This window comes from Catellatospora aurea (assembly GCF_042663325.1).
GTDB lineage: Bacteria > Actinomycetota > Actinomycetes > Mycobacteriales > Micromonosporaceae > Catellatospora > Catellatospora aurea.
This window is the reverse complement of record NZ_JBHTAC010000032.1, coordinates 54789-79267: the sequence shown is the minus strand read 5'-3', so window position 1 is coordinate 79267 and position 24479 is coordinate 54789. Positions and strand designations below refer to the sequence as shown.

Here is a 24479-nt window from a genome sequence, read left to right as displayed (position 1 = left end):
CCACCGCAGGCCGCGGTGCCGAGCACGAGCGCGGTCGCGAGCAGCGGGCCCGCGACCACGAGGGCGCGGCGGCGCAGGCTTCCGCCGTTCAGGGCTGGACGCATGCTTTTCCTCCAAACACAGGAAGGGATGGTGCGTTCTTTTGGGGTAACGTGCAGAGGAGCTTCGTGAGAGCGCTCTACCGGAGAGCGCTCTCCCACGCCAGAGCATCGCCCCGCCGCCAAGTCCTGTCAAGAGTCAGTTGCCGTGCTGTTACAGAACCAGACATCGGCGCAGGCCACAGCTCACCACGAGCACGATCGGCCCGAGTTGATCATGAAGTTGTGGCCACGACACACCGCCGAGCCTTGCCATAAGTTCATGATCAACGGGAAACGGTGATCCGGCGCGGGGCGGATGGCGGCCGGGCGCGGAGGGCGGGGGTCAGGCGGAGGCGCGGTGGACCAGGTCGGGGTCGAAGATGACGCTGGTGGTCCGGTTGGCGCGGGAGTCTATGCGGGTGAGGAGGAGGCGGGCCATCTCGGCGGCCATGTCCTCGACCGGCTGGCGGACCGTGGTGAGCGGGGGGCGGCTGGACAGGGCCGCGCTGCTGTCGTCGAAGCCGATGACGGCGACGTCGTCGGGCACGGTCTTGCCGTGGTCGCGCAGCACCATCATGGCGCCCTGGGCCATCACGTCGCTGGCCACGAAGACGCCGTCGACCTCGGGGTGCTCGGTCAGCAGGCGCTCCATGGCGCGCTCGCCGCCCTCTTGAGTGAAGCCGCCGTCGTAGGAGGGCACGTACGCGACGCCCTGCTTGGCCATCGCCTCGCGGAAGCCGTTGAGGCGGTCCACGCCGGCCGGCATGTCCACCGAGCCGGAGATGGTGGCCACGTGCTGGCAGCCGCGCGCGACCAGGTGGTCCGCGGCCAGCTTCGCGCCCTGGTACGTGGCGACGTCGACGTAGCTGATCGGCATGGGCGCGGCGGGTCGGCCGTACAGCACGGCGGGCACCGCGGCGTCGGCGAGCATCCGGGGCAGCGGGTCGTGCGGGTGCAGGGACAGCACCACAACGCCGTCGACCTGCCCCTGGCGCACGTCGGAGACGACTTTGGCACAGGCGTCCTCGTCACCGGCGAGCACCAGTGCCAGGTGCACCCCGGACGGTCGCAGCACGCTGAGCACGCCGCCGACCACCCGGCCGAAGAAGGGGTCGGAGAAGAACCGGCCGAGGAACGGATCGTCCGCGGCCCGGTTCTCCGCCTCGGAGACGACCAGGGCGATCGCGCCGGTGCGGCCGGTGACCAGTGACCGCGCCGCCCGGTTGGGCACGTAGCCGGTGGCGGTGACCGCGTCCCAGACGACCTTGTGCAGCTGCGGGTCGACGTTGCGGATGTTGTTGATCACCCGCGAGACGGTGGCCCTGGAGACGCCCGCCACCTGCGCGACGTCCTCGAGCGTCGGCAGCCGCTGCGCCGGCGTCTGGTCACTGGTCATGAACGTCTTTATAGCACAAAGGGAGAGCGCTCTCCGCTCCCGACCTGCCCGGATTTACGCCCTTCCGCCGGGCGCCGCGCGCCACGATCGCCCGACTTGCCGGGCAGGTGGGCGAAAGGCGCTTCAAGATACGCCCCGGTGCCTGGCAGGTCGAGCGATCACGCAACGTGCGAGAGCGTGATGGTGCGGCGGGCGGGTCGATGCCTCCACCCGCCGCACCCGGTGAGCAATCCGGCGTCAGCTCTGGTAGACGCCGAACTCCCACAGTGAGTAGCCGTACGTGGTGGCCCGGTCCAGGCCGTTCATACGGACATAACGGCCGGTCGCGGTGACCGGGAGGATGTCGAACCCGCCGTTGCCGGCGGTGGTCGAGTAGACCGTGCTCCAGTTGGTCCCGTCGTTGGAGACCTGGATCTGGTAGGACTTGGCGTACGCCGCCTCCCAGCCGAGCAGGACGTTGTTGAACGTCTTCACCGAGCCCAGGTCCACCTGCAGCCACGCGGTGGCGACCCATTCGCTGGCCCAGCGGGTGCCGTAGTTGTTGTCCACGGCGTAGGAGGGCAGCTGCGGGCCGTTGGTCCCGGTCGGCTGGTACGTCGAGGCGGTCGCGGGGCGGCCCTGGGCGATGTTCGTGCCCGGCACCGTCGGCGCGACGACCCGGATCGACTTCTGCTCGATGCCCACGTTGCCGTGGCCGTCGAACACGTACACGTAGATCTTCCAGACGCCCATCTGCTGCGGCGCGGTCACCGAGAACTCGTTGCTGCCGCCCAGCTGGGTGAACCGCACGTTGTCGAAGCCGCGGTTGCCGTTGATGTGCTTGTTGCTGTACATGATGTTGTACCGCAGCAGGTCGCCCTGCGGATCGCTCGCGCCGACGTACAGCGTGAACTGGCTGCCGGCCGGGATCGACGTCTGGTTCGACAGGGTCAGGCTGGTGATCTCCGGCGGGGTGTTGGCCGAGGCCGTGCCGCTGTAGGCCTGCTTGAGCGCGTGCCAGCCGTGGCGGCGCCAGCCGCCGGTCAGCGTGTTGAGCCAGACGCCGCCGAAGTCGTTCTCCAGGCCGTAGTGGAACTCGGTGGCCCCGAGCGCGACGCCCGGGTGGCTGAGGATGGCGTTCCAGCTCGCCGTGTACTGCGCCCGCTTCTGCAGGTCGGTGGGCTCGGTCGGCACTCCGTTGAGGTCGTTGGGCACCTCCCACTCGCCGTCCGGGCCGCCCTCGGTGAGCACGTACGGCTTGGTGTAGCCGCCGTCGATCCACGCCTGCTTGAGGCCGCCGACCGCGCCGTAGGAGTTGATGCCGTAGATGTCGAGCGCGGGCGAGTTGTTCTTGTAGTACGGCCACGCGCCGACCCACGCGTCGGTCGAGGTGACCGGGTGGTTGGGGTCCGCGGCGTGGATCGCCACGGCGACCTCGTTGACGAACGCGGCGTACGCGTTGCGCCTGGCCTCGACCTCGGCGGCCGGCAGCCCGAAGTCCTGCATGGTGAGCAGCACCTCGTTGCCGACGTCCCACATCAGCACGCCCTGGTTGTTCTTGAGCGCGTTGACCCGGGCCACGATCTCGGCCTTGACGCTGGTCTTGTACGCGGTGTCGTTGACGTAGTCCGCGCCCTGGTTGAGCCAGTGCCCGACGATCACCTTGATGCCCTGCCGGGCGGCGGTGTTGAGCAGCACCGGGGTCTGCGTGTCGTCCACGCCCCAGGTGCGGATCGTGTTGACGCCCATGTTCTTCAGGTCGCGCATGTAGCCGTCGGCCGCGCCCTGCGGCGGGCCGTAGGTGAGGCCCTTGACCAGGTACGCCGCCCCGTTGACCTGGAGCTGCCAGTTGCCCTGCGTGCCGGTGACCCGCACGACGCTCGGGCCGGCCGGGATCGCCGGGTCGGTCATCGCCGGAGCCGTGGTCCCGACCTGCTTGGACACGGTGACCTTGTCGACGGCGAGCACGCCGCCGGAGGTGGTCTCCGAGGTGGGCACGGTCTCGCCCGCGATGGCGTTCGGGTAGAGGCCGCCCATGGCCAGGTCGAGCCGCAGGTAGAAGCCGTGGTGCACGGCGGCCTGCCAGGCGGCCACGCCGACCTGGCTCTCCCGCACGACCCAGGTCTGCCGGCCGTCGAGGTAGAAGCGGATCTCCTCGTCGGTCTTGGTGCGGTCGATGACCTGCGCGTACTCGTGGAACGCGGTCTGGCAGCCGAGGCAGGTCGCCAGGCCCGAGGTGCGCCCGTTGTACTCCCCGCACGGCCCGTCGGGGGCGGTGCCGCAGTGCAGGGTGTTGGACAGCTGGCTGCGGCCGTTGACGCCGCTCATGATGTCGGTCTCGCCGACGCCCGGCCAGTTGTTGAAGTTGCCGCGGTATGCCGCGCCGGTGGCCCGGAACGCCGGCCAGTAGCCCAGGCCGTTGGCCACGTTGGGCTGCTGGATGACGGCGGAGAAGCGCAGCAGCTCGCCCGGCTGCGGGGCGAAGTCGGTGCGCTGGGTCTCCAGCCGGCCCGAGGTCCACGCGCCCGCGCCGTCACGGATCGCCTTGATGTTCAGCTTGCCGTCACCGGTGAGGTAGACGTTGGCGGTGGAGTTGCTGGCGGTCTCGATCTCGCCGGTCCCCCAGTTAGCCGCGCCGCCCGGGTACTGCGTGCCGGTGCGCATGAGCCAGTTCGCCGCGTTCGGGGAGGTGCCGGCCGCGCCGTCGAAGTTCTCCTCCCAGACCGTGGTCCAGTTGCCCGACGGGCTGGGGCTGGGCGGGGTGCTGGGGCTGGGCGACGGGGAGGTCACGATGCCGCCGGTGAAGACCTTGAACTCCCACAGGGAGTAGCCGTAGCCGTTGGCGCGGGTGGTGCCGTACATGCGCAGGTACCGGCCGGAGCCGCCGACGTTGAGGGTCTGGGTGCCGCCGGGGCCGGTGGTGGTGCTGTAGATGCTCGTCCAGCCGCCGGTGCCGGTGGCCGAGGTCTGCAGCTGGAAGGCGGTCGCGTACGCGCCCTCCCACTGCAGCACCACCTGGCAGATGCTCTGCGTGCTGCCGAGGTCGATCTGCAGCCACTGCGGGTCGCTGTACACGCTGGACCAGCGGGTGCCGGCGTTGCCGTCGACGGCCGCCGAGGCGGGGGTGCCCGCACCCTCGATCGAGGAGGCGGTGGCGGTCTTGCCCTGGGCGACGTTCGTGGTGCCGCACGCGCCCGGGTTGGCGCTCGGGCTGGGGGCGGGCCCGAACGAGCCGATGACCTTGAACTCGTACAGCGAGTAGCCGTAGCCGCTGTTGCGCACCGTGCCGTGCATGCGCACGTACCGGCCGGAGCCGGTGACGTTGAGGGTCTGCGTGCCGCCGGGGCCGGTGGTGGTCGTGTAGACCGGCGTCCAGTTCACGTCGTCGGCCGAGGTCTGGATCTGGAACGAGCGGCCGTAGGCGCCCTCCCATTCCAGGATCACCTGGCTGATCGAGGCGGTCTGGCCGAGGTCGACGCGGATCCACTGCGGGTCGCTCCACTCGCTGCCCCAGCGGGTGCCGGAGTTGCCGTCCACCGCGTTGGCGGCGGCCAGGTCCGCGCCCTGCACCGAGGACGCGGTGACGGGCTTGCCCTGCGAGATCAGCGAGTCGGCGGCGCTGGCGCTGGTGAACGGGATGACCAGCGCGAGGGATGAGATGACCGTGGTGACCGCGATGGGTATGGCTATCCGCCAGCGGCGGGCGAGATGCCGCGCACCCGGGCGGTGACTGACGGGGGTCATGGGGCTCCTACCTGTTGCAACGGGGAGAGCTCCGGCCGGAGGGCCGTGAGGTGGAGAGCGCTCTCCGAGTGTTACGCCGACATTTCCCCGCTGTCAAGACAGCGACTGCCGGCTATGCCGAACTGTCCGCATGAGAGCGATTTGTATGCCGACTCATCGATTCCCTCATCGCCACGGGGCTAGCCGCTCTTGACATCGGCGGCCCGTTGCCGGGAGCCTGGGACTCATTCGGAGAGCGCTCTCCATCGCGTTTCCCGGTGGTGCTCTCCCGCCGGCCCGTTTCCACGAAAGGGAACCCATGCCCACCCAGACCGAGGCACCAGCCGCAGCCACCGCGCAGGAGCTGCGGTTTCCACCCGACTTCTGGTGGGGGGCGGCCACCGCCGCGTACCAGATCGAAGGCGCCGTGGCCGACGACGGCCGCACCGCGTCGATCTGGGACACCTTCTGCGCCACCCCGGGCCTGGTGGTCGACGGGCACACCGGCGACGTCGCCGCCGACCACTACCACCGCTACCGCGAGGACGTCGCGCTGATGCGCGAGATCGGGCTGTCGGCGTACCGGTTCTCGGTGTCCTGGCCGCGTGTGCAGCCCGGTGGGCGGTCCGGGGAGAACCCGGCCGGCATCGCGTTCTACGACCGGCTCGTCGACGAGCTGCTGACCGCCGGGATCAAGCCCGCGGCCACGCTCTACCACTGGGACCTGCCGCAGGAGCTGGAGGACCGCGGCGGCTGGACCGCCCGTGACACCGCGCTGCGCTTTGCCGACTACGCGGCCGTCGTCGCGGCGCGGCTCGGCGACCGGGTCAAGCTGTGGTGCACCCTCAACGAGCCGTGGTGCTCGGCGTTCCTCGGCTACGGCGCGGGCTTCCACGCCCCCGGCCGCAAGAACCCCGCCGACGCGCTGCTGGCGACGCACCACCTGCTGCTCGGCCACGGCCTGGCCGTGCAGGCGCTGCGCGCGGCGGTGCCGACGGCGCAGGTGTCCATCGCCCTCAACCAGGGCGCGGTGCGCTCGCTGACCGACTCGGCCGGCGACCGCGACGCCGCCCGGCGCATCGACGGCCTGCTCAACCGCATCTACCTCGACCCGATCATGACGGGGGCGTACCCGGCCGACGTCATGGCCGACACCGCGGCCGTCAGCGACTGGTCCTTCGTGCGCGACGGCGACCTGGCCGTGATATCCGCGCCGATCGACGCGCTGGGCGTCAACTACTACGCCCCCGACCTGGTCAGCGCCGCGGCCACGCCACACGAGGAACCGTCGGTGTACCCGGCCAGCCAGGACATCACGTTCCACCAGACCCCCGGCCCGCGCACCGAGATGGGCTGGACCGTCGACCCGACCGGCCTGCGCGACGTGCTCATCGGCGTGCACCGCCGCTTCCCGGACCTGCCGCTGTACGTCACCGAGAACGGCGCGGCCTACCACGACCAGGTCGACGCCGACGGCCGCGTCCGCGACGACGAGCGCATCGCCTACCTGCGCGCCCACCTCGCCGCGGCGCACGAGGCGATGACCGCCGGGGCCGACCTGCGCGGCTACTTCGTGTGGTCGCTGCTCGACAACTTCGAGTGGGCGTTCGGCTACGGCAAGCGCTTCGGCATCGTCCGCGTCGACTACGACACCCAGCAGCGCCTACTGAAGGACAGCGCGCGCTGGTACCGCGATGTGATCCACGCCGGCGGCATCGCGGCCTGACACCGGCCCGGGGCTGGGCCGATGTCAGAACCGGGCGGCGTCGTCGACCTCTCAGGCGACGCCGCCCGCCCCCCTCCTCCCCCCTCCCACCTGCCGCAACTCTTAAAGAGTCGCGCCTTCGCGACCGTCGCGAAGGCGCGACTCTTTAAGAGTTGCGGCGCGGAAGATCGGCGGGGCGGGATGTGATCTAGGCTCAGGTTCATGGCCACTGACGGGACCAACTGGGCCGGCAATGTCACGTTCAGTGCGGCGCGGCTGCACCGGCCGTCCACGGTGGACGAGCTGCGGGCGGCTGTCGCGGGGGCGCGGCACGTGCGGGCGCTGGGCACCGGGCACTCGTTCAACCGCATCGCGGACACCCCGCACGACCTGGTCACCGCGGCCCGGCTGCCGCGGATCGCCGACCTGGACCGGGCGCGCTCCACGGTGCGTGTCTCGGCGGGCACCCGGTACGGCGAGCTCGCGCCGTACCTGCACCGGCACGGGTACGCGCTGCACAACCTGGGTTCGCTGCCACACATCTCGATCGCGGGCGCGGTCGCGACGGGCACGCACGGTTCCGGCGATCGCAACGGCAACCTGGCCACCGCGGTACGCGGCATCGAGCTGGTCACCGCCGACGGCGACCTGATCGAGGTCGACGACGCCGACCTGCCGGGCAGCGTGGTGTCGCTCGGCGCGCTGGGCGTCGTCACCGCGCTGACCCTCGACGTGTTGCCGACCTTCGACGTGCGCCAGCACGTGTACGAGCACCTGCCCCGCACCGCGCTGGAGGACCACTTCGACGAGGTGTTCGGGGCGGCGTACAGCGTCAGCCTGTTCACCCGCTGGCGCGGGCCGGACGTCGAGCAGGTCTGGCTCAAGCAGCACGCCGACGCCGAGCCGCTCGGCGCGGACCTGTTCGGGGCGCGCCCGGCCGACGGACCCCGGCACCCGATCGTCACGATGTCGCCGGTGCACTGCACAGCCCAGCGGGGCGAGCCCGGCCCGTGGCACGAGCGGCTGCCGCATTTCCGGCTCGACTTCACCCCGAGCGCGGGCGACGAACTGCAGTCGGAGTACTTCGTGCCGCGCTCGCGGGCGCTGGAGGCACTGGCCGCCCTGCACACGATCGCCGACCGGATCGCGCTGGTGGTGCAGGTGTCCGAGATCCGCAGCATCGCCGCGGACGACCTCTGGCTGAGCCCCGCGCAGGGCCGCGACAGCATCGCGTTCCACTTCACCTGGATCGCCGACGAGGCCGCTGTCGCCCCGGTCGTCGCCGCCGTCGAGGACCGCCTGATCCCCTTGGGCGCCCGCCCCCACTGGGGCAAGCTCTTCGGCCTCGAACCCGCCCTGGTCCGCGCCCAGTACCCCCACCTGCCCGCCTTCACCGCCCTGGCCACCCGCCTCGACCCCGCGGGCAAGTTCCGCAACCCCTTCCTCGACCGCTACCTGCCCACCCCCGCCCTGCCGAGTTGATCATGAACTTATGGCACGGCTCGACGGCGCGCCATGGGCACAATCTCATGATCACCTCAGCCGTCCGGCCTACCCGACGACCCTGACCGGCCACCCGCTAGATCGATCATGAAGTTGTGGGCGCGACACACGGTCGAGCCTGCCCATAAGTTCATGATCAACCCGGGAGCCATGATCAACCCGGGAGGGGGGTGAGGTGGTGGCCGGTGAGGTGGTGGAGGAGGGTGGGGAGGGCTTGGCCCAGGGGGGCGTCGAGGGTGAGGGTGGCCTGGGCGTCGGAGCGGGTGGCACCGCGGTTGACGATGGCGACGGGGATGCCGAGTTTGACGGCGCGGATGACGAAGCGGCGGCCGGACATGACGGTCAGCGAGGAGCCGAGGACCAGGAGCAGGCGGGAGCGTTCGACGAGGTCGAAGCACTGCTGTACGCGGGCGGGCGGCACGGTCTCGCCGAAGAAGACGACGTCGGGCTTGAGCATGCCGCCGGGGCAGCCGGCGCAGTCGACGGTGCCGAAGCCGGCCAGTTCGTCGTCGCCGAACTCGACGTCGCCGTCGGGGTGCACGGCGGTGATGCGGGCGGAGAAGCCGGGGTTGGCGTGGTGCAGCCGCCGGTCGAGGTCGGCGCGCGGGGTGACCTCGCCGCAGCCGAGGCAGATCACCCGGTCCAGGCTGCCGTGCAGCTCGATGACGCCGTCGGCCCCGGCGGCCTGGTGCAGGCCGTCGACGTTCTGGGTGACGACGCCGGAGAGCACGCCGTGGCGCTGCAGCGCGGCGACCGCCTCGTGGCCGGTGTTGGGTGAGGCGCGGGCGATGGTGCGCCAGCCGAGGTGGCTGCGCGCCCAGTAGCGGGTCCGGGACTGCGGTTCGCGAGTGAAGGCCTGGTACGTCATGGGCGCGTGGCGGCGCTGCACCCCGTCCGGTCCGCGGTAGTCGGGGATGCCGGACTCGGTGGACAGACCCGCGCCGCTGAGCACCGCGACGCCGCCCTCGGCCATCATCGCGGCGAGTTCCGCGACACGCTCTTTCGTGGCATGCACCCCACCATGCTGCCTCGACGCTCATCCCCTGACCAGCGGCGAGCGTCACGCGCGGGGCACCGCGCAATAGATCATTGATGACCGTCTTTACTATTAGGTTTGTTTAATTTATGTTGGCGATTACATGAAGTAAGCCTGCACTCCCCCAAGGTAGGTGGTAGCTCATGAAACGCCCCGTTCAGAGCCTTCGCACCCGGATATTCGCGGCCGCGGCCGCCACCGTCGTCGCGATGGGCGCATCACTGGCCATCTCGTCCGCCGCCAACGCGGCCAACCTGATCGCCAACCCGGGCCTGGAGACCGGCAGCCTGTCCCCGTGGAGCTGCAGCGCCGGGCTCGGCAGCGTCGTCACCACCCCCGTGCACGCCGGCACCCGGGCGCTGCAGGGTTCGCCCAACGGCTCCAACCACGCCCAGTGCAGCCAGACCGTCACCGTGCTGCCCAACACCGCGTACGTGCTCAGCGCCTGGGTACGCGGCGGCGGCGGCTACGTGTACCTCGGCTACACCGGCGGCACCGAGACCTGGAACCCGGCCGCCGCGAACGCCTGGACCAAGCTCAGCCTGAACCTGACCACGGCCGCCGGGCAGACCTCGCTGACCGTCAACGTGCACGGCTGGTACGGCCTGGCCGCGTACCAGGCCGACGACTTCTCCCTCGACGGCCCCGGCACCCCGCCGAGCAACCCGCCGAGCCCGACCGCGTCGCCCAGCCCGCCGCGGCCCAGCGCCTCGCCGAGCACGTCGCCCTCCCCGCCGCAGCCGTCCCCGTCCGGGCCGACCGCGCCGCCCGGCGGCAAGAAGCTGCTCGGCTACTTCGTGGAGTGGGGCGTCTACCAGCGCAACTACCACGTCAAGAACATGGTGACCAGCGGTTCGGCCGCGAAGCTGACGCACATCAACTACGCGTTCGGCAACGTGACCAACGGGCAGTGCACGATCGGTGACTCCTACGCCGACTACGACCGCGCCTACAGCGCGGCCGAGAGCGTGGACGGCGTCGCCGACACCTGGGACGCCGGCGCGCTGCGCGGCAGCTTCAACCAGCTGCGCAAGCTCAAGAAGGCGTACCCGAACATCAAGGTGCTGTGGTCGTTCGGCGGCTGGACCTGGTCCGGCGGGTTCGGCCAGGCCGCGCAGAACCCGACCGCGTTCGCGAACAGCTGCTACAACCTGGTCGAGGACCCGCGCTGGGCCGACGTGTTCGACGGCATCGACATCGACTGGGAGTACCCGAACGCCTGCGGCCTGTCCTGCGACAGCAGCGGACCGCTGGCCTTCCGGAACCTGATGCAGGCGCTGCGCAACAGGTTCGGCAGCAGCTACCTGGTCACCGCCGCGATCACCGCGGACGGCAGCAGCGGCGGCAAGATCGACGCCACCGACTACAACGCCGCCGCGCAGTACCTGAACTGGTACAACGTGATGACGTACGACTACTTCGGCGCGTTCAACCCGCAGGGCCCGACCGCCCCGCACTCGCCGCTGACGTCGTACACGGGCATTCCGCAGGCCGGGTTCAACTCCGACGCCGCCATCCAGAAACTCAAGGGCAAGGGCGTTCCGGCGGCGAAACTGCTGCTGGGCATCGGCTTCTACGGTCGCGGTTGGACCGGGGTCACCCAGGCCACACCGGGCGGCACCGCCACCGGGGCTGCGCCGGGCACCTACGAGGCCGGCATCGAGGACTACAAGGTGCTCAAGAACAGCTGCCCGACGACCGGAACCATCGCGGGCACGGCGTACGCCAAGTGCGGCAGCAACTGGTGGAGCTACGACACCCCGGCGACCATCGGCGGGAAGATGTCGTACGCCAACAACCAGGGCCTCGGCGGCGGCTTCTTCTGGGAACTGTCCGGCGACACCACCAACGGTGAACTGATCACGGCCATGCGCAACGGCCTCGGCTGACGCACCCCACATCGGAGCGGCAGGCGCCTTTCCCACGGGGCGCCTGCCGCTCTCCCGTCCCCGGTGGACGAACACCTGGCCGAACGGCTGAGCGCGCGCGCTGCGTACCATCCGGTCAGCCCTTCGTCACCAGGAGTCAGCAGATGTCGAGCGCGGAATCCCCGGCCCCGTTAAGGCGCACGAGCGCCGTCGTCACCATCGCGGCCACCGTCGTCGGCACGATCCTGGCCTACCTGTCGCTGGCCGCCGCGGTGAAGTGGCCGCCGTTCCAGGACGGCGCGAAGCCCACGGTCACGGTCTTCCGCGGCGACCCGCCGCAGGACCCGCGGTGCCCGGGGTCTTCGTGCGCGAACGTCGGTGTGCAACTGGCCGGATTCGCGCCCGGCAGCACGGTGCGCTGCACCTTCGACAGCGCCGGAGGCCCCGGTGCGTTCGGTCCGTATGTCGCGACTGTCGACGAGGACGGCTACCACCGGGGGCAGAGCACCAACTTCTACGGCACGCCGCAGGGCTGGGTCAGCGCCACCTGCGGTGAGGCCACCGGGGCACTGAACCCGTGGGGCGACTCCTGACCGGTGGACGACGTCTCACAGGTCGGAAGAATCTGCCGCCGAAGAAAGTGACCTCTGTCACTTTTCGTCATGACGGTGAACCGCGGCCGGCGAGCCGCGCGGGAATGTCCGATCCCCACTGACGCGGGCCTCTCCTCCAGCGTCTACCTGCCCTTACGGTCGCGGAGCCGAACACGCGTCCGCCGCGCGCGGGCCGGCCGCCACCCCACCCCGGAAACGGCCTCCCGCCGGTCGGCGTCGTCGCGGAGTCATCAGCGGTGGCACGGGTTCATTACGGTCCTCAGACGTTGGTTTGAACCCCGCAGATCAGGTGAATGGACCCACACGTGAGCGACCCCTACGCCCAGCAGCCCGACCCGTACCGCCCGCCCAGCGATCCGTACGGGCAGCCGGTCTCGCCGCCGCCCGTCCCGCCGCAGCAGTACGGCGCGCCGGGCCAGCCGTACAGCGGGCAGCCCGCCTACGGGCAGCAGCCCTACGGCCAGCCCGGCTACGCGCAGCAGCCGCCGGCCAAGTCCAACAAGGGCCTCATCATCGGCATCATCGCCGTCGCCGCGGTGCTGCTGCTGATCCTGTGCGCGATCGGCGTGGCGGTGCTCGCGAACGCCGACGACGACCCGGTCGTGCCGACCACGCCGACGCGCACCTCCACACCCGGGACGTCCGCGGCGGCCCCGCCGCCGGGCAACAACAACGCGATCACCGCGGACTCCTCCAGCGACTTCGGCGACGTGTGCTCCGGCGGCGCGATCCTCAACGCGGCCGAGTACACCACCCCGGCCTCGGCCAAGGCGTACGTCTTCGCCAACAGCCCGACCCGGCCGACCGGCTGGAGCTACAAGTCCATCGACTCGCGGGCGTCGTACTACGCCAAGTCGGCCGACTACGCGCAGGTCAGCGTCGTCGGCTGCCTGCGCTACGTCGAAGGCAGCGAGGCCGCCGGCCAGAAGTGCGAAGTCAAGGCCAGTGACGGCAAGAAGCTGACCGTCGACTACCTGTCCTCGCGCTACACGCTGACCTTCCACAACGCCCGGACCGGCGAGAAGATCGGCGACGGCGGCACCGTCAACGCCCCCGCCAACCGCTGCCCGTCCTTCCTGACCTACAACAAGGAGACACTGAAGTCGTACGCGTCGCCGGACACCGCCTCGGTCGACGCCGCGCTCAAGAAGATGTTCTCCTGAGCGGAGCCGCACGGCCGGACGGCCGCGTCCCACCACCGGGACGCGGCCGTCCGGCTTATTCCGCGTGGCGGCAGGTCGTGGGCGTGCGAGGATGCGCCGGTGGCGAGCTACCTGGAGACGGCGCGGCTGGTCCTGCGCCGGTTCACCCCCGACGACGTGGACGCGCTGTACGACCTCGACGCCGATCCGGCGGTCACCCGGTACATCAACGGCGGCAGGCCCACACCCCGCGAAGAGATCCGTGACGAACTGCTCCCCCGCTGGCTCGCCCAGTACGACGAGTCTCCCGGCTTCGGCCGGTGGGCGGCGGTCGAGAAAGCGACGGGGGCGTTCCTGGGCTGGTTCGCGCTGACCGCCGACCCGGCCGAACCCGGCACCGCCGAGCTGGGCTACCGGCTGCGGCGGGCGGCGTGGGGCGAGGGTTACGCCACGGAAGGCTCGCGGGCGCTGGTGGACAAGGGTTTCGCGGAGCTGGGCATGCGCCGGGTCACGGCGAACACGATGACGGTCAACGCCGGCTCGCGCCGGGTGATGGAGAAGACCGGCCTGCGCTTCCTGCGCACGTTCTTCCTCGACTGGCCGGACCAGATCGAGGGCGGCGAGCACGGCGACGTGGAGTACGAGCTGCGCTACGACGAGTGGGCGGCGGGCCGCGCCGCGGGGTGAGCGCTCGGGCCGGTCGGTCCGCCGATCCGACCGGCCCGGTGTGGCCCGTCAGGCGGTCGCCGCCGCCGGATCGGCCAGGAAGGCCAGCAGCAGGGTGTTCATCGCGTCGTCGAGCAGGCCGACGCCGTGCCGGGAGGAGCTGGGCAGCACCAGCTTCTTGTGCGCCGAGACCGACAGCTGGTGCAGTTCGCGGGCGGCGTCGGCGAAGCGGGCCTCGTTCGCGCCCGCCGCGAAGACGACCGGGACGGGCAGCTTCGCCACGGCGGCGCGGGCGTCGGCGTCGTACACGGTGGGCGCGGAAAGGCTGGCCACGCCGTCCACGGGCGGGGTCACGCCCGCTGCCGCGGCCAGGGCGATGGTGCCGCCACGCGACGCGCCGAAGACGAAGACCCGCTTGGTCCCCTGCGCGCGCAGGTGGGCGACGGCGGCCTGGGCGAACTCGACCGCGTCGCGGGAGTCCACGTCGACCGACAGGGCCCGGTTTCCCTTCTCGACCAGCAGTCGCGCGAACGCCGACCACTGGCAGATTCCGCCGTCCACCTGGTGCAGCAGTACGACGCCCGTGTCACCCTGCCCGGTCTGCCAGGCGGCGGTCAGGTCGTGCTTCGCGTTCTCGATCACCACGAGCTGGCCGGGGTCGCTCACACACGGCGCGTCGGCGTCGTCGGTCACCCGCTGGCGTGCCGCGGCGGACGGATCGGGTGCGGCCGCCGGCTGCTGCTCCCCACCGCACGCGCTCAGGCCCAGCACCGTCGCCGCCAGCGCCACCAGGGCGGCGGTCTTCCACGTTGTTCTCATACCGGCCTCGACCCGGTGGGCCGGGGTCGCGGCGGGGTCCTTCGCTAAAGTTTCCTAACTGTTATCCGGCGGCGCGGCTGCGCGCACGGCGGAACGTCTGGCGGTAGGTCTGCGGGGAGATCGAGGTGAAGCGGCGGAAGTGCTGGCGCATGTTGACCGCCGTGCCGAACCCGGTGCGCCACGCGATCTTCTCCACCGGCTCGTCGGTCGTCTCCAGCAGCTCCTGAGCCCGGCGAATGCGCTGCTCCAGGACCCACTGCAGCGGGCTGACCCCCAGGTTGTCGCGGAACCGGCGGGCGAACGTCCGCGGGCTCAGGTGCGCCTGCTGGGCCAGCTGCGCGACGGTCAGCGGCTGGTCGAGGCGGTCGCGGGCCCAGTCGAGCACCGGCGCGATCTCCGAGCGGGCCTCGCCGCGCGCCAGCGGATGGGCGAACTGGGCCTGCCCGCCCTCGCGGTGCGGGGGCACCACCATGCGCCGGGCCACCTCGTTGGCCACCGCCGCGCCGAAGTCGTTGCGCACCAGGTGCAGGCACAGGTCGATGCCAGCGCCGGTGCCCGCCGAGGTGAGCACGTCGCCCTCGTCGACGTAGAGCACCTCCTGATCGACCTTCACGTCGGGGAAGCGGTTGGCGAAGTCGACCATGTTCATCCAGTGCGTGGTGGCCCGCCTGCCGTCCAGCAGGCCGGCCGCGGCCAGCACGTACGCGCCGCTGCAGATGGAGGCGATACGCGCGCCCCGGGCGTGGGCCTGGCGCACCGCCTCGACGACCGGCGGCGGAGGACCGCACTGCACCATCCGGTTGCACGCCGGGATGATCACCGTGTCGGCGTCGGCGAGCCCCTCCAGGCCGTATCGCGGCTGCACGGTCAGCCCGCCGCGCACCGCCAGCGGACCCGGCTCGGCGGCGCACAGGCGCAGCTCGTACCACGGATCCACCAGATCGGAGCGGTCGATGCCGAACACCTCGCACGGCACCGCCAGCTCGAACACGGGGATGTCGTCGGTCAGCGCCAGGGCGACCACGTGCCGCTTCATGGCAGAATCCTATCGCACTGCGGCATTCCTGCCACTGTTGTGATCACCCCACGCAAGACAGGCTGTACAGCATGACCGAGACCCTCGCCAGGCCGCAGACCCCCACCGCGGCCGGCCCCGCGCACGCCGGACGGCTCACCACGGCCCAGGGCGCGGCGCTCTACGTCGGCGCCGTGCTCGGCACCGGTGTCATCGCCCTGCCCGCACTCGCCGCGCAAGCCGCCGGGCCCGCCTCGCTGATCGCCTGGCTCGGCCTGGTGCTGCTGTCCATCCCGCTGGCCATGACCTTCGCCGCGCTCGGCGCCCGCCATCCCGACGCGGGCGGCGTCTCCACCTACGTCCGGCTGGCCTTCGGCCCTCGCGCCGCCGGGGCGATCGGCTGGTGCTTCTACTTCGCGGTGCCCGCCGGAGCCCCCGCCGCCGCCATGTTCGCCGGGGCGTACGTCGAGGCCGCGCTCGGCGGCGGCCAGCGCACCGTGCTGCTCACCGCGGCCGCGCTGATGCTCGCGGTCACCGTCACCAACGTCTTCGGCGTCACCGTCTCCGGCAAGGTCCAGCTCGTGCTGGCGGTGCTGCTGGTCGTGCTGCTCGTCGCCGCCGTGCTCAGCGCCGCCCCGCACGGCGACACCTCCAACCTGCGCCCGTTCGCCCCGCACGGCTGGCTCGCCATCGCCCCCGCGGCGGCGCTGCTGGTGTGGAGCTTCGCCGGCTGGGAGGCGATCACCCACCTGGCCGCGGACTTCCGGCGGCCCGAGCGCGACCTGCCCCGCGCCGCCGCCATCGCGGTCGCGGTGGTCGGCGTGCTGTACCTGGCCGTGGCCGGGGCGGGCATCCTGGTGCTCGGCCCCGACGCCACCGCCGACGCGCCGCTGGCCCGGCTGCTCGCCATCGGGCTCGGCGGCCCGGCGAGCGCCCTGGCCGCGGCGGCCGCGCTGCTGCTGACCTTCGGCACCATGAACGCCTACTACGGCAGCGCGGCCAAGCTCGGCGCGGCGCTGGGCCGCGACGGGGCGCTGCCCGCCTGGCTGGCCCGCGGCGCGAGCGCAGGTGACGTGCCCCACCGCAGCCTGGCCGTCACGTCGGGGCTGTCCGCGGTGGCCATGGTCGCGGTCGCGCTGACCGGCACCGGGGCGCAGCCGCTGGTGCTGCTGGCCACCGGGGCGTTCGTCGCCGTGTACGCCCTGGGCGCGGCCTCGGCCCTGCGGCTGCTGCCGCGCGGCTCGGCCGCCCGCAAGCACGCGGCGGTCGCGCTGATCGCGGTCGTCGGCCTACTGGCCGCCACGGGCTGGTACCTGCTCTGGCCGCTCGTCCTCACCGCCGGCGCCCTGCTCTACCACCGCCACCGCACCACCACCCACCCCGCCTGAGACCGAGGTCGGTCGGGAATGGGCGAAGCCCCGTCCGGGCCGGGGAGGCAGCCTGGGCGGGGCTTCGTCAAAGGGCCGCGGGGCGGCCTCGGTCACTTGCCGAGGGATTCGCAGCCGGTCTCGTCGGGCAGCAGCGGACGCAGGGTGACGGTCCAGTTCTTGCCGCCCGAGGTCCACTTGGTGATCGTGGTGGCCTTGGCGGCGGCCGCGAGCACCGCGGGCGCGTCCTTGTCGGCGACCACGCAGCCCAGGCTCAGACCCTCGCCCAGCGACGCGCCCGGCAGCGCCGGACCCGGCCACGCCACGGCGGGACCGGCGTCGACCCCGGCGCCCGGGTCCTGCCACGCGGCGGCGACGGCGGCGACCTTCGTCGGGACGTACTGCTCGACCGGGCCGACCTTGCCCGCGCCGAGCGTGGTGTCCAGGTCGGTCAGCGCCTTGATGAGATCCAGCAGCTTGCGCCGCGCCTGCTCCTGGGCGGGGGTCAGCCCGGCGTGGCTCATGTCGTCGAGCAGCGCGTACACCTCGGTCTTCTTCACGCCGGCGGCGGTGGTGACGACGATCCGGGTGTTGGGCAGGTCGGTGACGCCCGGGGTGCCGAAGTCGGTCGGCTTGCCGACGCCGGCCTCCAGCGCCTTGGCGACCAGCGCCTGCACGTCGCCGCTGGAGATCCGGCGCAGCTGGATGTTGGGCAGCGCGCGGCCGGGATACTCCATCGTGGTGGGGCCCTCGCTGATCACGCGGCCGTCCGCGTACACGCTGAGGGCGGGCAGCCGGGTCAGGTTGACGGTCGCGGGCACGAAGCCGCCGACGTGGTCCACGCGCACCGCGACGGTGTCGCCGCCGGGGAACGAATAGCCGCCGCCCTCGCCGTCGGCGGCGTCGGTCGCACGCCCGCATCCGGCAGCCAGCAGCACGAGCGACGCGAGCGCCACTCGGAGTCCAAGAGTCGTAGCCTTCATGCCCCCTGTGACCGTGCCGGGTCCGGTTCGGTTCCCGGCGTCGGCAACTTTTCCGCCGATCGGGGCAACGCGCGTCAACTCAGGGCGGCGAACCGGTCCGCGGCCAGTTCTTCGAGGTCGGACAGTGCCTGCCAGGCTCGTGCGGCGGCGGATGGATCGCGTTCGGTCAATCCGCTGGCGAGGAACTCGTCCTCGTCCAGGCGCAGCGGCGCACCGCCGTCGGCGGGCACCCACAGATCCAGATCGAGGTCGGCGACCCGGAGCACGCCGCCGTCCTGCACGGCCGGGCGGGTCACGTCGCAGTACCAGCCCTTGCGCACGCCGGACGCGTCGCGCACCTCCTTGACCGCGTACCAGCGGTCGCGCCAGAAGTGCTCGGTGAACACGTCGCCCTGCTCGAAGCGTACGAAGCCGAAGTCGCGGGCCTGCGTGCCCGCCCACGGGGCCCGGACGACGAGGTGCGTGCCGTCGTCGGCGAGCACGTCCGCGGTGTAGCGGATCTTCTCGCGGTCCTCCTTGAGCAGGAGCACCTCGATCACGTCGCCCACGGCCAGTGCCTGCCCCATCGCGTCGCTCCCCACCTGCCGCGGGACGGTGCACGGCCCACGGGAAAGATCTCCAGCTGACGCAGCGTACCGGGCACCCGGCGGCGCTCGCCGAAGTTTTCAGCGGCCCATGACGGCGTCGACGGTCCGGGCCAGCTCGTCGGCGGTCAGCCCGACGTCGAGCATGGCCCGCATGCCGCCGACGTCCTGGACGTGCAGCCGGTCCACGTCGAGCCCGGCCTCGGCCAGCGCCGAGCGTACCGGCCAGCGGTCGACCAGCCGCCGGGCCAGCTCGCGCAGGCCGGGTTCGACCTGCACCCGGGGCACCTCGTCGAGCGCGTCGGGGCACAGCGCGACCTGCCTGGGGTAGGCGTCGCCCCAGAAGTCCAGCGTCCATCCCGGCCACAGCACGGGCCACTGCTCGCGCAGGCCGTGCAGCGGCAGGATGCTCCACAGGCCCGCGAAACGGGTCGCCGGGTCCAGGTGCAGGCCGGCGCTGGGGATCTCGTCGCACCACTCCAGCGGCTCCCCGCCGGCGAGCCAGTCCACCAGCCCCGGACCCGCCCGGAACGGCTGCTCGGCGGCCAGGTCGGGGCGCAGCCCGTACGCCCGGCAGCCGTGCTCGCCCGCGACCGTGACCAGCGCCGCCAGGGGCAGCTCGGGGTCGTGGCCGTCGTAGCGCGGCAGCCGTGGCGTCTCCAGCTGCGGTCGTGCCTCGGCAGGCTCCGCTCCGGTGTAGTCGACCAGGTCGGCGAGGCCGTCGTAGGCCCAGTGGATCTGCCAGCCAGACCAGGTGCGGGCGAAGGCGTCCAGCACGGCCGCGCGGTAGGCGTAGTCGCCGAGCGCGGTGGCGAACAGCAGCAGCACCCGCCGGTCGGGGTCGATCAGGACACCGGCCGGGCAGCGCGGGTCGGCGGGCCACCGGTCGCCGGCCTGGCCGGCCAGCCGCGCCAGCCACCGCAGCGCCACGTCGGGGCCGGGCGCGAGCAGGTAGTCGAGGCCGTCCCCGGCGTCGCCGGGGAAGTACAGCGTCTGCGAGCCGTCGCGGATCACGGCGTGGTTCGGCCTACTGCCCACCCGCGCAGGCTAGTGCCGCCGTGTCGGCCGCACCAGCCTGCGCGGGTACACACTTCGATGAATGTCAGGCACGCAGCGCGGTCTCCACCGCGTTCGCGTACCCGACGTGCCCGGCCTTGTCGGGGTGGTAGGACTCCCCCGTCGGCCAGGACGTGCCGTTGATGCGCACATGCTGGCAGAAACATTCACGAACGCGACGATGGCCTGGTGGAATTCTTCGCCGGCCGAGCACTGTGGACGCGTACGGGCGAATCTGCCCCATGGGCAGCGCGGCGTCACTAATCTCAGGGCATGAGCCCGTTGCCGCGCGCCCTGCTGTGGGACCGGATGGTCGAGGTCGGCACCGACATCGCCCTGGTCGATCTGCGTCCCGACAAGCTGCTCGCCCACGGTCAGGTGGTCGCCGCCGAACCGGTGCCGCACGCCTGCCGCTACCAACTGACCACGGTGGACGGTTTCGCCACCGACACCATGACCGTGGAGTCCGAGGGCGCCGGCTGGCAGCGCGAGGTGCGCCTGGAGCGTTCGGGCGACTCGTGGCGGGTGACCACCAGCGAGCAGGGCAAGTTCGGTTCGGTACAGCTGCCCGGCATCGTCGACCCGGGCCGGCTGGCCGGGGTGCTCGACGTGGACCTGGAGGCCACGGCACTGACCAACACGCTGCCGATCCGGCGGCTGGGCCTGCTCGGGGCGGAGCCCGGCACCACCCACACCGTGCCGATGGCCTGGATCCGGGTGCCGTCGCTGCAGGTCATCCCGGTGGAGCAGACGTACACGGTGATCGACGCGAACACCATCCGCTACACGTCGGGCAGTTTCACCGCCGACCTGGCCGTCGACAAGGACGGCTTCGTGGTGACCTACCCGGGATACGCGAGCCTGGTGGCCTGAACCCCGGTCAGCGGGCCGCCCCGCGGGCCTGCGTCATGCCCTTGTTGGCCAGCGCGTCGGCCCGCTCGTTGCCGGGGTCCCCGGCGTGCCCGCGCACCCATCGCCACTCGACGGTGTGCCGCGCCACCGCCTCGGACAGCCGCTGCCACAGATCCGCGTTCTTCACGGGCTTGCGCTCCGACGTCAGCCACCCGTTGCGCCGCCACCCGTGCATCCACTTGGTGATCCCGTCGCGCACGTAGGTGCTGTCGGTGTGCAGGTGCACGGTCACCGGCCGGGTCAGCGCCTCCAGCGCCTCGATCGCCGCGGTCAGCTCCATCCGGTTGTTCGTCGTCGGCCCCGGGTCCCCACCGCACAACTCACGCTCGTGTCCGCCATACCGCAGAATCGCGCCCCACCCGCCGGGCCCCGGATTCCCCGAGCACGCCCCGTCGGTGTAAACCACCACAACCCGCCCGTCACCCTCACCCACCCCGGCACCGTACCAGCCCCCACCCCCGACGATCTTGTGCGAACTGCGGGGACGAGACGGGCGTACCAGTCATATGCCCAACAGTTCGCGCAAGATCGCGACGATCTTGCGCGAACCATGGGCGGGCCGGGGTCAGGGGATCGTGTTGGGGCCGTGGGGGCGGGTGGCGCGGTTGGCGGTGATGGCGTGGTCGATGCTGTAGAGGCCGGCGCCGACGGCGGCGAGCAGGAGGCTGCCTACGCCGAGGGCGATGACGAGTTCGGAGCCGCCGGAGCCGACGAACAGGCCGTGGCCGACGTGCACGGTGAAGAAGGCGCCGAGCATGTCGAGGAAGAGCAGGACGCCGGCGATCGGCACGAGCAGGCCGACGATCAGCATCGCCCCGCCGATGAACTCGACGAGGCCGGCGAACCAGGCGGACAGGGTGGGCAGCGGCACGCCCATCGCCTTGAAACCGGCGGCGGTGGGCCCGAGGCCGACGGTGAACAGCTTCTGCCAGCCGTGGGCGAAGAAGATGATGCCGATGCCGAGCCGGGCGATCAGGATGGCCAGGTCGCGGATCTGTGCGGGAAAGACGAACATCACGCCGCCTCCGGTCGGTCGGCTGTACTGAATGGTTTGAACATCACTTTTTCACAGCTATGGCATGGCCCGTGGTGATATCGGCGATCACGGGCGGCGCGCGACACGCGAATCGAGCTCGGATGAGTCGCCCGGGTACCCGCCACGATCGCGGACATGGTGAGATGCGGTGGTGCGTACGGGTCGTCAGGATCGCGCCCGGTTCGCCGATCCTGTTGGCATCGCTGCCGATTCGGCTTACCCTGACGTGGCCGTATGAACATCAACCTGAGGAGAACGGAGGACCCGATGTCGTCCGATCGTCTGATCAACCGGCGCTTCGAGTACAACGGCCACCACTGCACGGTGGCCGACTACGACGGCGGCAAGCGCCTCGCGATCGTCATGGACGACCAGCCCCACGTGGTCTACTCCGTCAACATCGACCTCAGCGACCGCAACATCGGCCGCCAGCTCGACCTCTACCTGTCCGACGGGCAGTACTACGCCTGGCCGGCCCGCGGCCGCGGCAAGCCGCCCGCGCTGCTCACCCCCGACGCGATGGTGGAACGCACCAAGGAGTCGTGACCTCCGGCGCGGTTCCCGCCCGGCCGTGCCCTGGACCAACGCCATCCTGCGCCGCAAGCGCGGAGATGATGGGAAGGGCACCTTCCACAACGCATAGCGTCAAGAAGGTGTCCTTCCTTCGTTCCAGACGCTAGGCGTCGAGTTCGGCGAGGGCGAGGGGGAGGGCTTCGGTGAGCTTCTCCATGTCGGGCAGGGCCGCGCCGTCGGCGTAGAGGCCGATGTGGACGCCGTCGCGGTAGCGGGACAGGCCGATCGCGAGGGCGTGGCCGCTGGCGAGCGGGGCGATCGGATACAGCTCCTCCAGGCGGGCGCCGTTCAGGTACAGCGGCAGCGGGGGCAGCGGCACGCTGGTCACGACGATGTCGAACAGCAGCGGGGCGGCGTGGGCGGCGAAGGGCGCGGCGAGGCGGTTGAGGGCGGACGGGAGCAAACCCGCCAGCACGGGGATCGCGCCCGCGCCGCGGTTCGGTCCGGCGGCCTTGTTGCGGTCCATGGCCTCGCGGACCAGGGTCAACCGGGTGGCCGGGTCGGCCTCGCCGACCGGGAGGTCCAGCAGGTACGCCGAGAGCTGGTTGGCGTCGTCGCTGCCGCCCGAGCGCAGCCGCTGGCTGGCCGGGATCAGCGCGCGCAGCACGTCGACCGGCCGGTCCTGGCCGAGCAGCCAGTGCCGCAGCGCCCCGGCGACCACCGCCAGCAGCAGGTCGTTGAGCGTGCCGCCGTGCTTGCGGCGGATGCGCTGCAGCTCGCGGGTCTCCAGGCTGACGAACGCGGCCCGGCGGGTGCCGGACGGGGCCGCCAGCAGCGGGGTCGGGGCCGGGGCGCGCATCTGCCCGACGATCGCCGACGCGATGTCGAACATCCTGCCGGCCCGCCCGACGACGTCGCCGACGACGTGCTCGGGCCGGGTGATCAGCTCGGCCCCCTGGCGGGCCAGCGTCGACAGCGCCGACGGCGCGCTCTGGGGAGCCTGCGGCGGCTCGTCGGCGAGCTGGTCGCCGCCGTCGAGCAGGCCGAGTCCGATCCCGACCGCGCCCTGTCCGTCGCACAGCGCGTGGTGCATCTTGGCCAGCAGCGCGAACCGGCCGCCGGCCAGGCCGCTGACCAGGTGCAGCTGCCACAGCGGGCGGTTGCGGTCCAGCGGGGCCGTCATCAAGTCGGAGACCAGCGCGGCCAGGTCGTCGCGGCCGCCGGCCTCCAGGCGGTGGTGGAAGATGTGGTTGCGGGCGTTGAAGACCGGGTCCTCGCTCCACGCCGCGCCGCCGAGCCCGGCGGGGCCGATCTTGCGCCGCATCCGGGGCACCCGGCTCGCCCGCTGCGCGAGCAGCGCCACCAGTTCGTCGGGGCTTACGGACTCCGCCGGGTGGAACACCGCGACCGCGCCCAGATGCATGGGCGAAGCGCTGTTCTCCAGGCACAGAAACGACATGTCCAGAGCGCTGAGCCGCCCGTCCACCATGGCCATCCTCGCGTCGTCGGGTGACGTGGTCGGCCTGCCGAGCGGCTGCGCTGCCGCGTCGAGGCGACCTGACCTTGATACAACGTCTGAGACCACGTTAAGGCTGCGGTTTGTCGGCGCTGTTACAGGCCTGTATGAAGGTGTCGCCGGACACCCCCGGATTGCATCATCGCTGGTGGATTGCTAGGCGTCGTCGCGGCGTTCCAGGCGCAGCCGCTCGTCGTGGCTGATGTGCCCGGTCGCCTCCTGCGCCTTGGCGACGTCCTTGGCCCGCTGCCGGGCCTCGTCCTCGTCGACCGCGGCCACCCGGGCCCGGCCTTCGCGCTCCCAGCGCTCGTTGTGGATGACCTTGCCGGCCACCTCTTCGGCCTTGCCGGCCACCCGCTGAGACATGTTGTGGATCTTCTCGTCGAATCCCATCGCCCCCGCCTCCGCTCCGCACCGGCGCGATTGCGTCCCCTCCTCGATTGTGGCGCGTGCGGGGCTTCAGTGCTCGGCTGTCCGGCGAGTGCCGGTGTAGTACTCGAACAGCAGCGCCGACGCGGTCACGATGGTCGCGACGACCCCGACAGCGATCAGCCACCACATCCAGAACACCAGCCCCAGCGACGCGATCAGGGCGGCGAGCGCGATGCCGAACGGCCAGTAGCTGCCGGGACTGAAGAAGCCGATCTCGCCCGCGCCTTCGGCGATGTCGCCGTCGAGCCGGTCCTCGGGGCGCAGTTCGATGCGGCGGGAGACGAACCAGAAGTAGCCGCCGCACATCAGGCACAGCAGGCCGCTGAGGGTCAGCGCGGTGGTGCCGATCCAGTCGTACTGCGGCAGCGCCGCCCCGCTCCAGAACCAGTACACGACCGCGGTCACGAACAGGAACGCGGCCACCCCGAGGAACAGCCGGTACTCGGTCTTCATCGCGGGTCCCCCGGAAGGCTTGCGGAAACGCTGAGGCGGGCGTGGGGGGCGAGTGCAAACTAGCACCGGTCCCATCACGCC

Annotated in this window: 22 protein-coding genes; 9 read left to right on the top strand and 13 right to left on the bottom strand. The window is 71.6% G+C overall.

From position 1 onward, the window contains the following. Positions 1-423: 423 nt before the first annotated feature. Both ACFQO7_RS26190 and ACFQO7_RS26185 read right to left on the bottom strand, forming a co-directional pair. Positions 424-1476, bottom strand: a complete 1053-nt coding sequence (locus ACFQO7_RS26190; protein WP_376808851.1) for a LacI family DNA-binding transcriptional regulator — start codon at positions 1474-1476, stop codon at positions 424-426. Positions 1477-1713: 237 nt separating this feature from the next. Continuing rightward, positions 1714-5199 (bottom strand): discoidin domain-containing protein, encoded by a 3486-nt coding sequence (locus ACFQO7_RS26185; protein ID WP_376808850.1) that lies wholly within the window; start codon positions 5197-5199, stop codon positions 1714-1716. A gap of 298 nt (positions 5200-5497) precedes the next feature. Between ACFQO7_RS26185 and ACFQO7_RS26180 the strand changes: the two genes are divergently transcribed. Then, positions 5498-6904, top strand: coding sequence for a GH1 family beta-glucosidase (locus ACFQO7_RS26180; RefSeq protein ID WP_376808849.1), 1407 nt, complete (start codon positions 5498-5500; stop codon positions 6902-6904). A 201-nt stretch (positions 6905-7105) separates the two neighbouring features. Continuing rightward, on the top strand, positions 7106-8365 hold the full coding sequence (locus tag ACFQO7_RS26175) for an FAD-binding protein (protein WP_376808848.1): 1260 nt from the start codon (positions 7106-7108) through the stop codon (positions 8363-8365). Between the two features lie 175 nt (positions 8366-8540). Here ACFQO7_RS26175 and ACFQO7_RS26170 read toward each other — a convergent pair whose 3' ends face one another. Continuing rightward, a complete protein-coding gene (locus ACFQO7_RS26170) occupies positions 8541-9362 on the bottom strand; it encodes an NAD-dependent protein deacetylase (RefSeq protein ID WP_376808852.1) in 822 nt (273 codons plus the stop codon). Between the two features lie 203 nt (positions 9363-9565). Here ACFQO7_RS26170 and ACFQO7_RS26165 point away from each other — a divergent pair, with 203 nt between their 5' ends. From ACFQO7_RS26165 to ACFQO7_RS26150, 4 genes are all read left to right on the top strand, one after another. Next, positions 9566-11311 (top strand): glycosyl hydrolase family 18 protein, encoded by a 1746-nt coding sequence (locus ACFQO7_RS26165; protein WP_376808847.1) that lies wholly within the window; start codon positions 9566-9568, stop codon positions 11309-11311. 143 nt (positions 11312-11454) lie between these two features. After that, positions 11455-11883 carry a hypothetical protein gene (locus ACFQO7_RS26160; RefSeq protein WP_376808846.1) on the top strand — a complete coding sequence of 143 codons (429 nt, stop codon included), beginning with the start codon at positions 11455-11457 and terminating at the stop codon, positions 11881-11883. 326 nt (positions 11884-12209) lie between these two features. After that, positions 12210-13067 carry a hypothetical protein gene (locus ACFQO7_RS26155; protein ID WP_376808845.1) on the top strand — a complete coding sequence of 286 codons (858 nt, stop codon included), beginning with the start codon at positions 12210-12212 and terminating at the stop codon, positions 13065-13067. A 99-nt stretch (positions 13068-13166) separates the two neighbouring features. After that, the gene (locus ACFQO7_RS26150) at positions 13167-13733 is read left to right on the top strand and encodes a GNAT family N-acetyltransferase (protein ID WP_376808844.1); all 567 of its coding nucleotides are present in this window, start codon (positions 13167-13169) and stop codon (positions 13731-13733) included. A gap of 48 nt (positions 13734-13781) precedes the next feature. On the opposite strand, the gene ACFQO7_RS26145 is transcribed toward ACFQO7_RS26150, so the two are convergent. Both ACFQO7_RS26145 and ACFQO7_RS26140 read right to left on the bottom strand, forming a co-directional pair. Further along, positions 13782-14531, bottom strand: coding sequence for an alpha/beta hydrolase (locus ACFQO7_RS26145; protein ID WP_376808843.1), 750 nt, complete (start codon positions 14529-14531; stop codon positions 13782-13784). Between the two features lie 61 nt (positions 14532-14592). Next, entirely contained in the window at positions 14593-15567 is a 975-nt protein-coding gene (locus ACFQO7_RS26140; RefSeq protein ID WP_376808842.1) for a GlxA family transcriptional regulator, read from the bottom strand. A 71-nt stretch (positions 15568-15638) separates the two neighbouring features. On the opposite strand from ACFQO7_RS26140, the gene ACFQO7_RS26135 reads away from it, so the two are divergent. Next, positions 15639-16934 carry an APC family permease gene (locus tag ACFQO7_RS26135; RefSeq protein WP_376808841.1) on the top strand — a complete coding sequence of 432 codons (1296 nt, stop codon included), beginning with the start codon at positions 15639-15641 and terminating at the stop codon, positions 16932-16934. Between the two features lie 92 nt (positions 16935-17026). Here ACFQO7_RS26135 and ACFQO7_RS26130 read toward each other — a convergent pair whose 3' ends face one another. The 3 genes from ACFQO7_RS26130 to ACFQO7_RS26120 form a co-directional block, all read right to left on the bottom strand. After that, a complete protein-coding gene (locus ACFQO7_RS26130; RefSeq protein ID WP_376808840.1) occupies positions 17027-17869 on the bottom strand; it encodes a hypothetical protein in 843 nt (280 codons plus the stop codon). Positions 17870-17970: 101 nt separating this feature from the next. Next, positions 17971-18462 (bottom strand): ribonuclease FAU-1 family protein, encoded by a 492-nt coding sequence (locus tag ACFQO7_RS26125; RefSeq protein WP_376808839.1) that lies wholly within the window; start codon positions 18460-18462, stop codon positions 17971-17973. Between the two features lie 99 nt (positions 18463-18561). Then, positions 18562-19518, bottom strand: a complete 957-nt coding sequence (locus ACFQO7_RS26120; protein ID WP_376808838.1) for a hypothetical protein — start codon at positions 19516-19518, stop codon at positions 18562-18564. A 291-nt stretch (positions 19519-19809) separates the two neighbouring features. Here ACFQO7_RS26120 and ACFQO7_RS26115 point away from each other — a divergent pair, with 291 nt between their 5' ends. After that, a complete protein-coding gene (locus ACFQO7_RS26115; RefSeq protein ID WP_376808837.1) occupies positions 19810-20409 on the top strand; it encodes a putative glycolipid-binding domain-containing protein in 600 nt (199 codons plus the stop codon). Positions 20410-20416: 7 nt separating this feature from the next. Here ACFQO7_RS26115 and rnhA read toward each other — a convergent pair whose 3' ends face one another. Then, positions 20417-20881 (bottom strand): ribonuclease HI, encoded by a 465-nt coding sequence (gene rnhA / locus ACFQO7_RS26110; protein ID WP_376808836.1) that lies wholly within the window; start codon positions 20879-20881, stop codon positions 20417-20419. Between the two features lie 132 nt (positions 20882-21013). Further along, positions 21014-21463 carry a DoxX family protein gene (locus ACFQO7_RS26105; RefSeq protein ID WP_376808835.1) on the bottom strand — a complete coding sequence of 150 codons (450 nt, stop codon included), beginning with the start codon at positions 21461-21463 and terminating at the stop codon, positions 21014-21016. Between the two features lie 288 nt (positions 21464-21751). Between ACFQO7_RS26105 and ACFQO7_RS26100 the strand changes: the two genes are divergently transcribed. After that, a complete protein-coding gene (locus ACFQO7_RS26100) occupies positions 21752-22030 on the top strand; it encodes a hypothetical protein (RefSeq protein ID WP_360534813.1) in 279 nt (92 codons plus the stop codon). A 130-nt stretch (positions 22031-22160) separates the two neighbouring features. Here ACFQO7_RS26100 and ACFQO7_RS26095 read toward each other — a convergent pair whose 3' ends face one another. The 3 genes from ACFQO7_RS26095 to ACFQO7_RS26085 form a co-directional block, all read right to left on the bottom strand. Beyond that, positions 22161-23492: a wax ester/triacylglycerol synthase family O-acyltransferase gene (locus ACFQO7_RS26095; RefSeq protein WP_376808834.1), complete on the bottom strand. Its 1332-nt coding sequence runs from the start codon at positions 23490-23492 to the stop codon at positions 22161-22163. Positions 23493-23669: 177 nt separating this feature from the next. Then, positions 23670-23906 carry a hypothetical protein gene (locus ACFQO7_RS26090; protein WP_376808833.1) on the bottom strand — a complete coding sequence of 79 codons (237 nt, stop codon included), beginning with the start codon at positions 23904-23906 and terminating at the stop codon, positions 23670-23672. A gap of 66 nt (positions 23907-23972) precedes the next feature. Beyond that, on the bottom strand, positions 23973-24398 hold the full coding sequence (locus ACFQO7_RS26085; protein WP_376808832.1) for a cytochrome c oxidase subunit 4: 426 nt from the start codon (positions 24396-24398) through the stop codon (positions 23973-23975). Positions 24399-24479 lie beyond the last annotated feature (81 nt).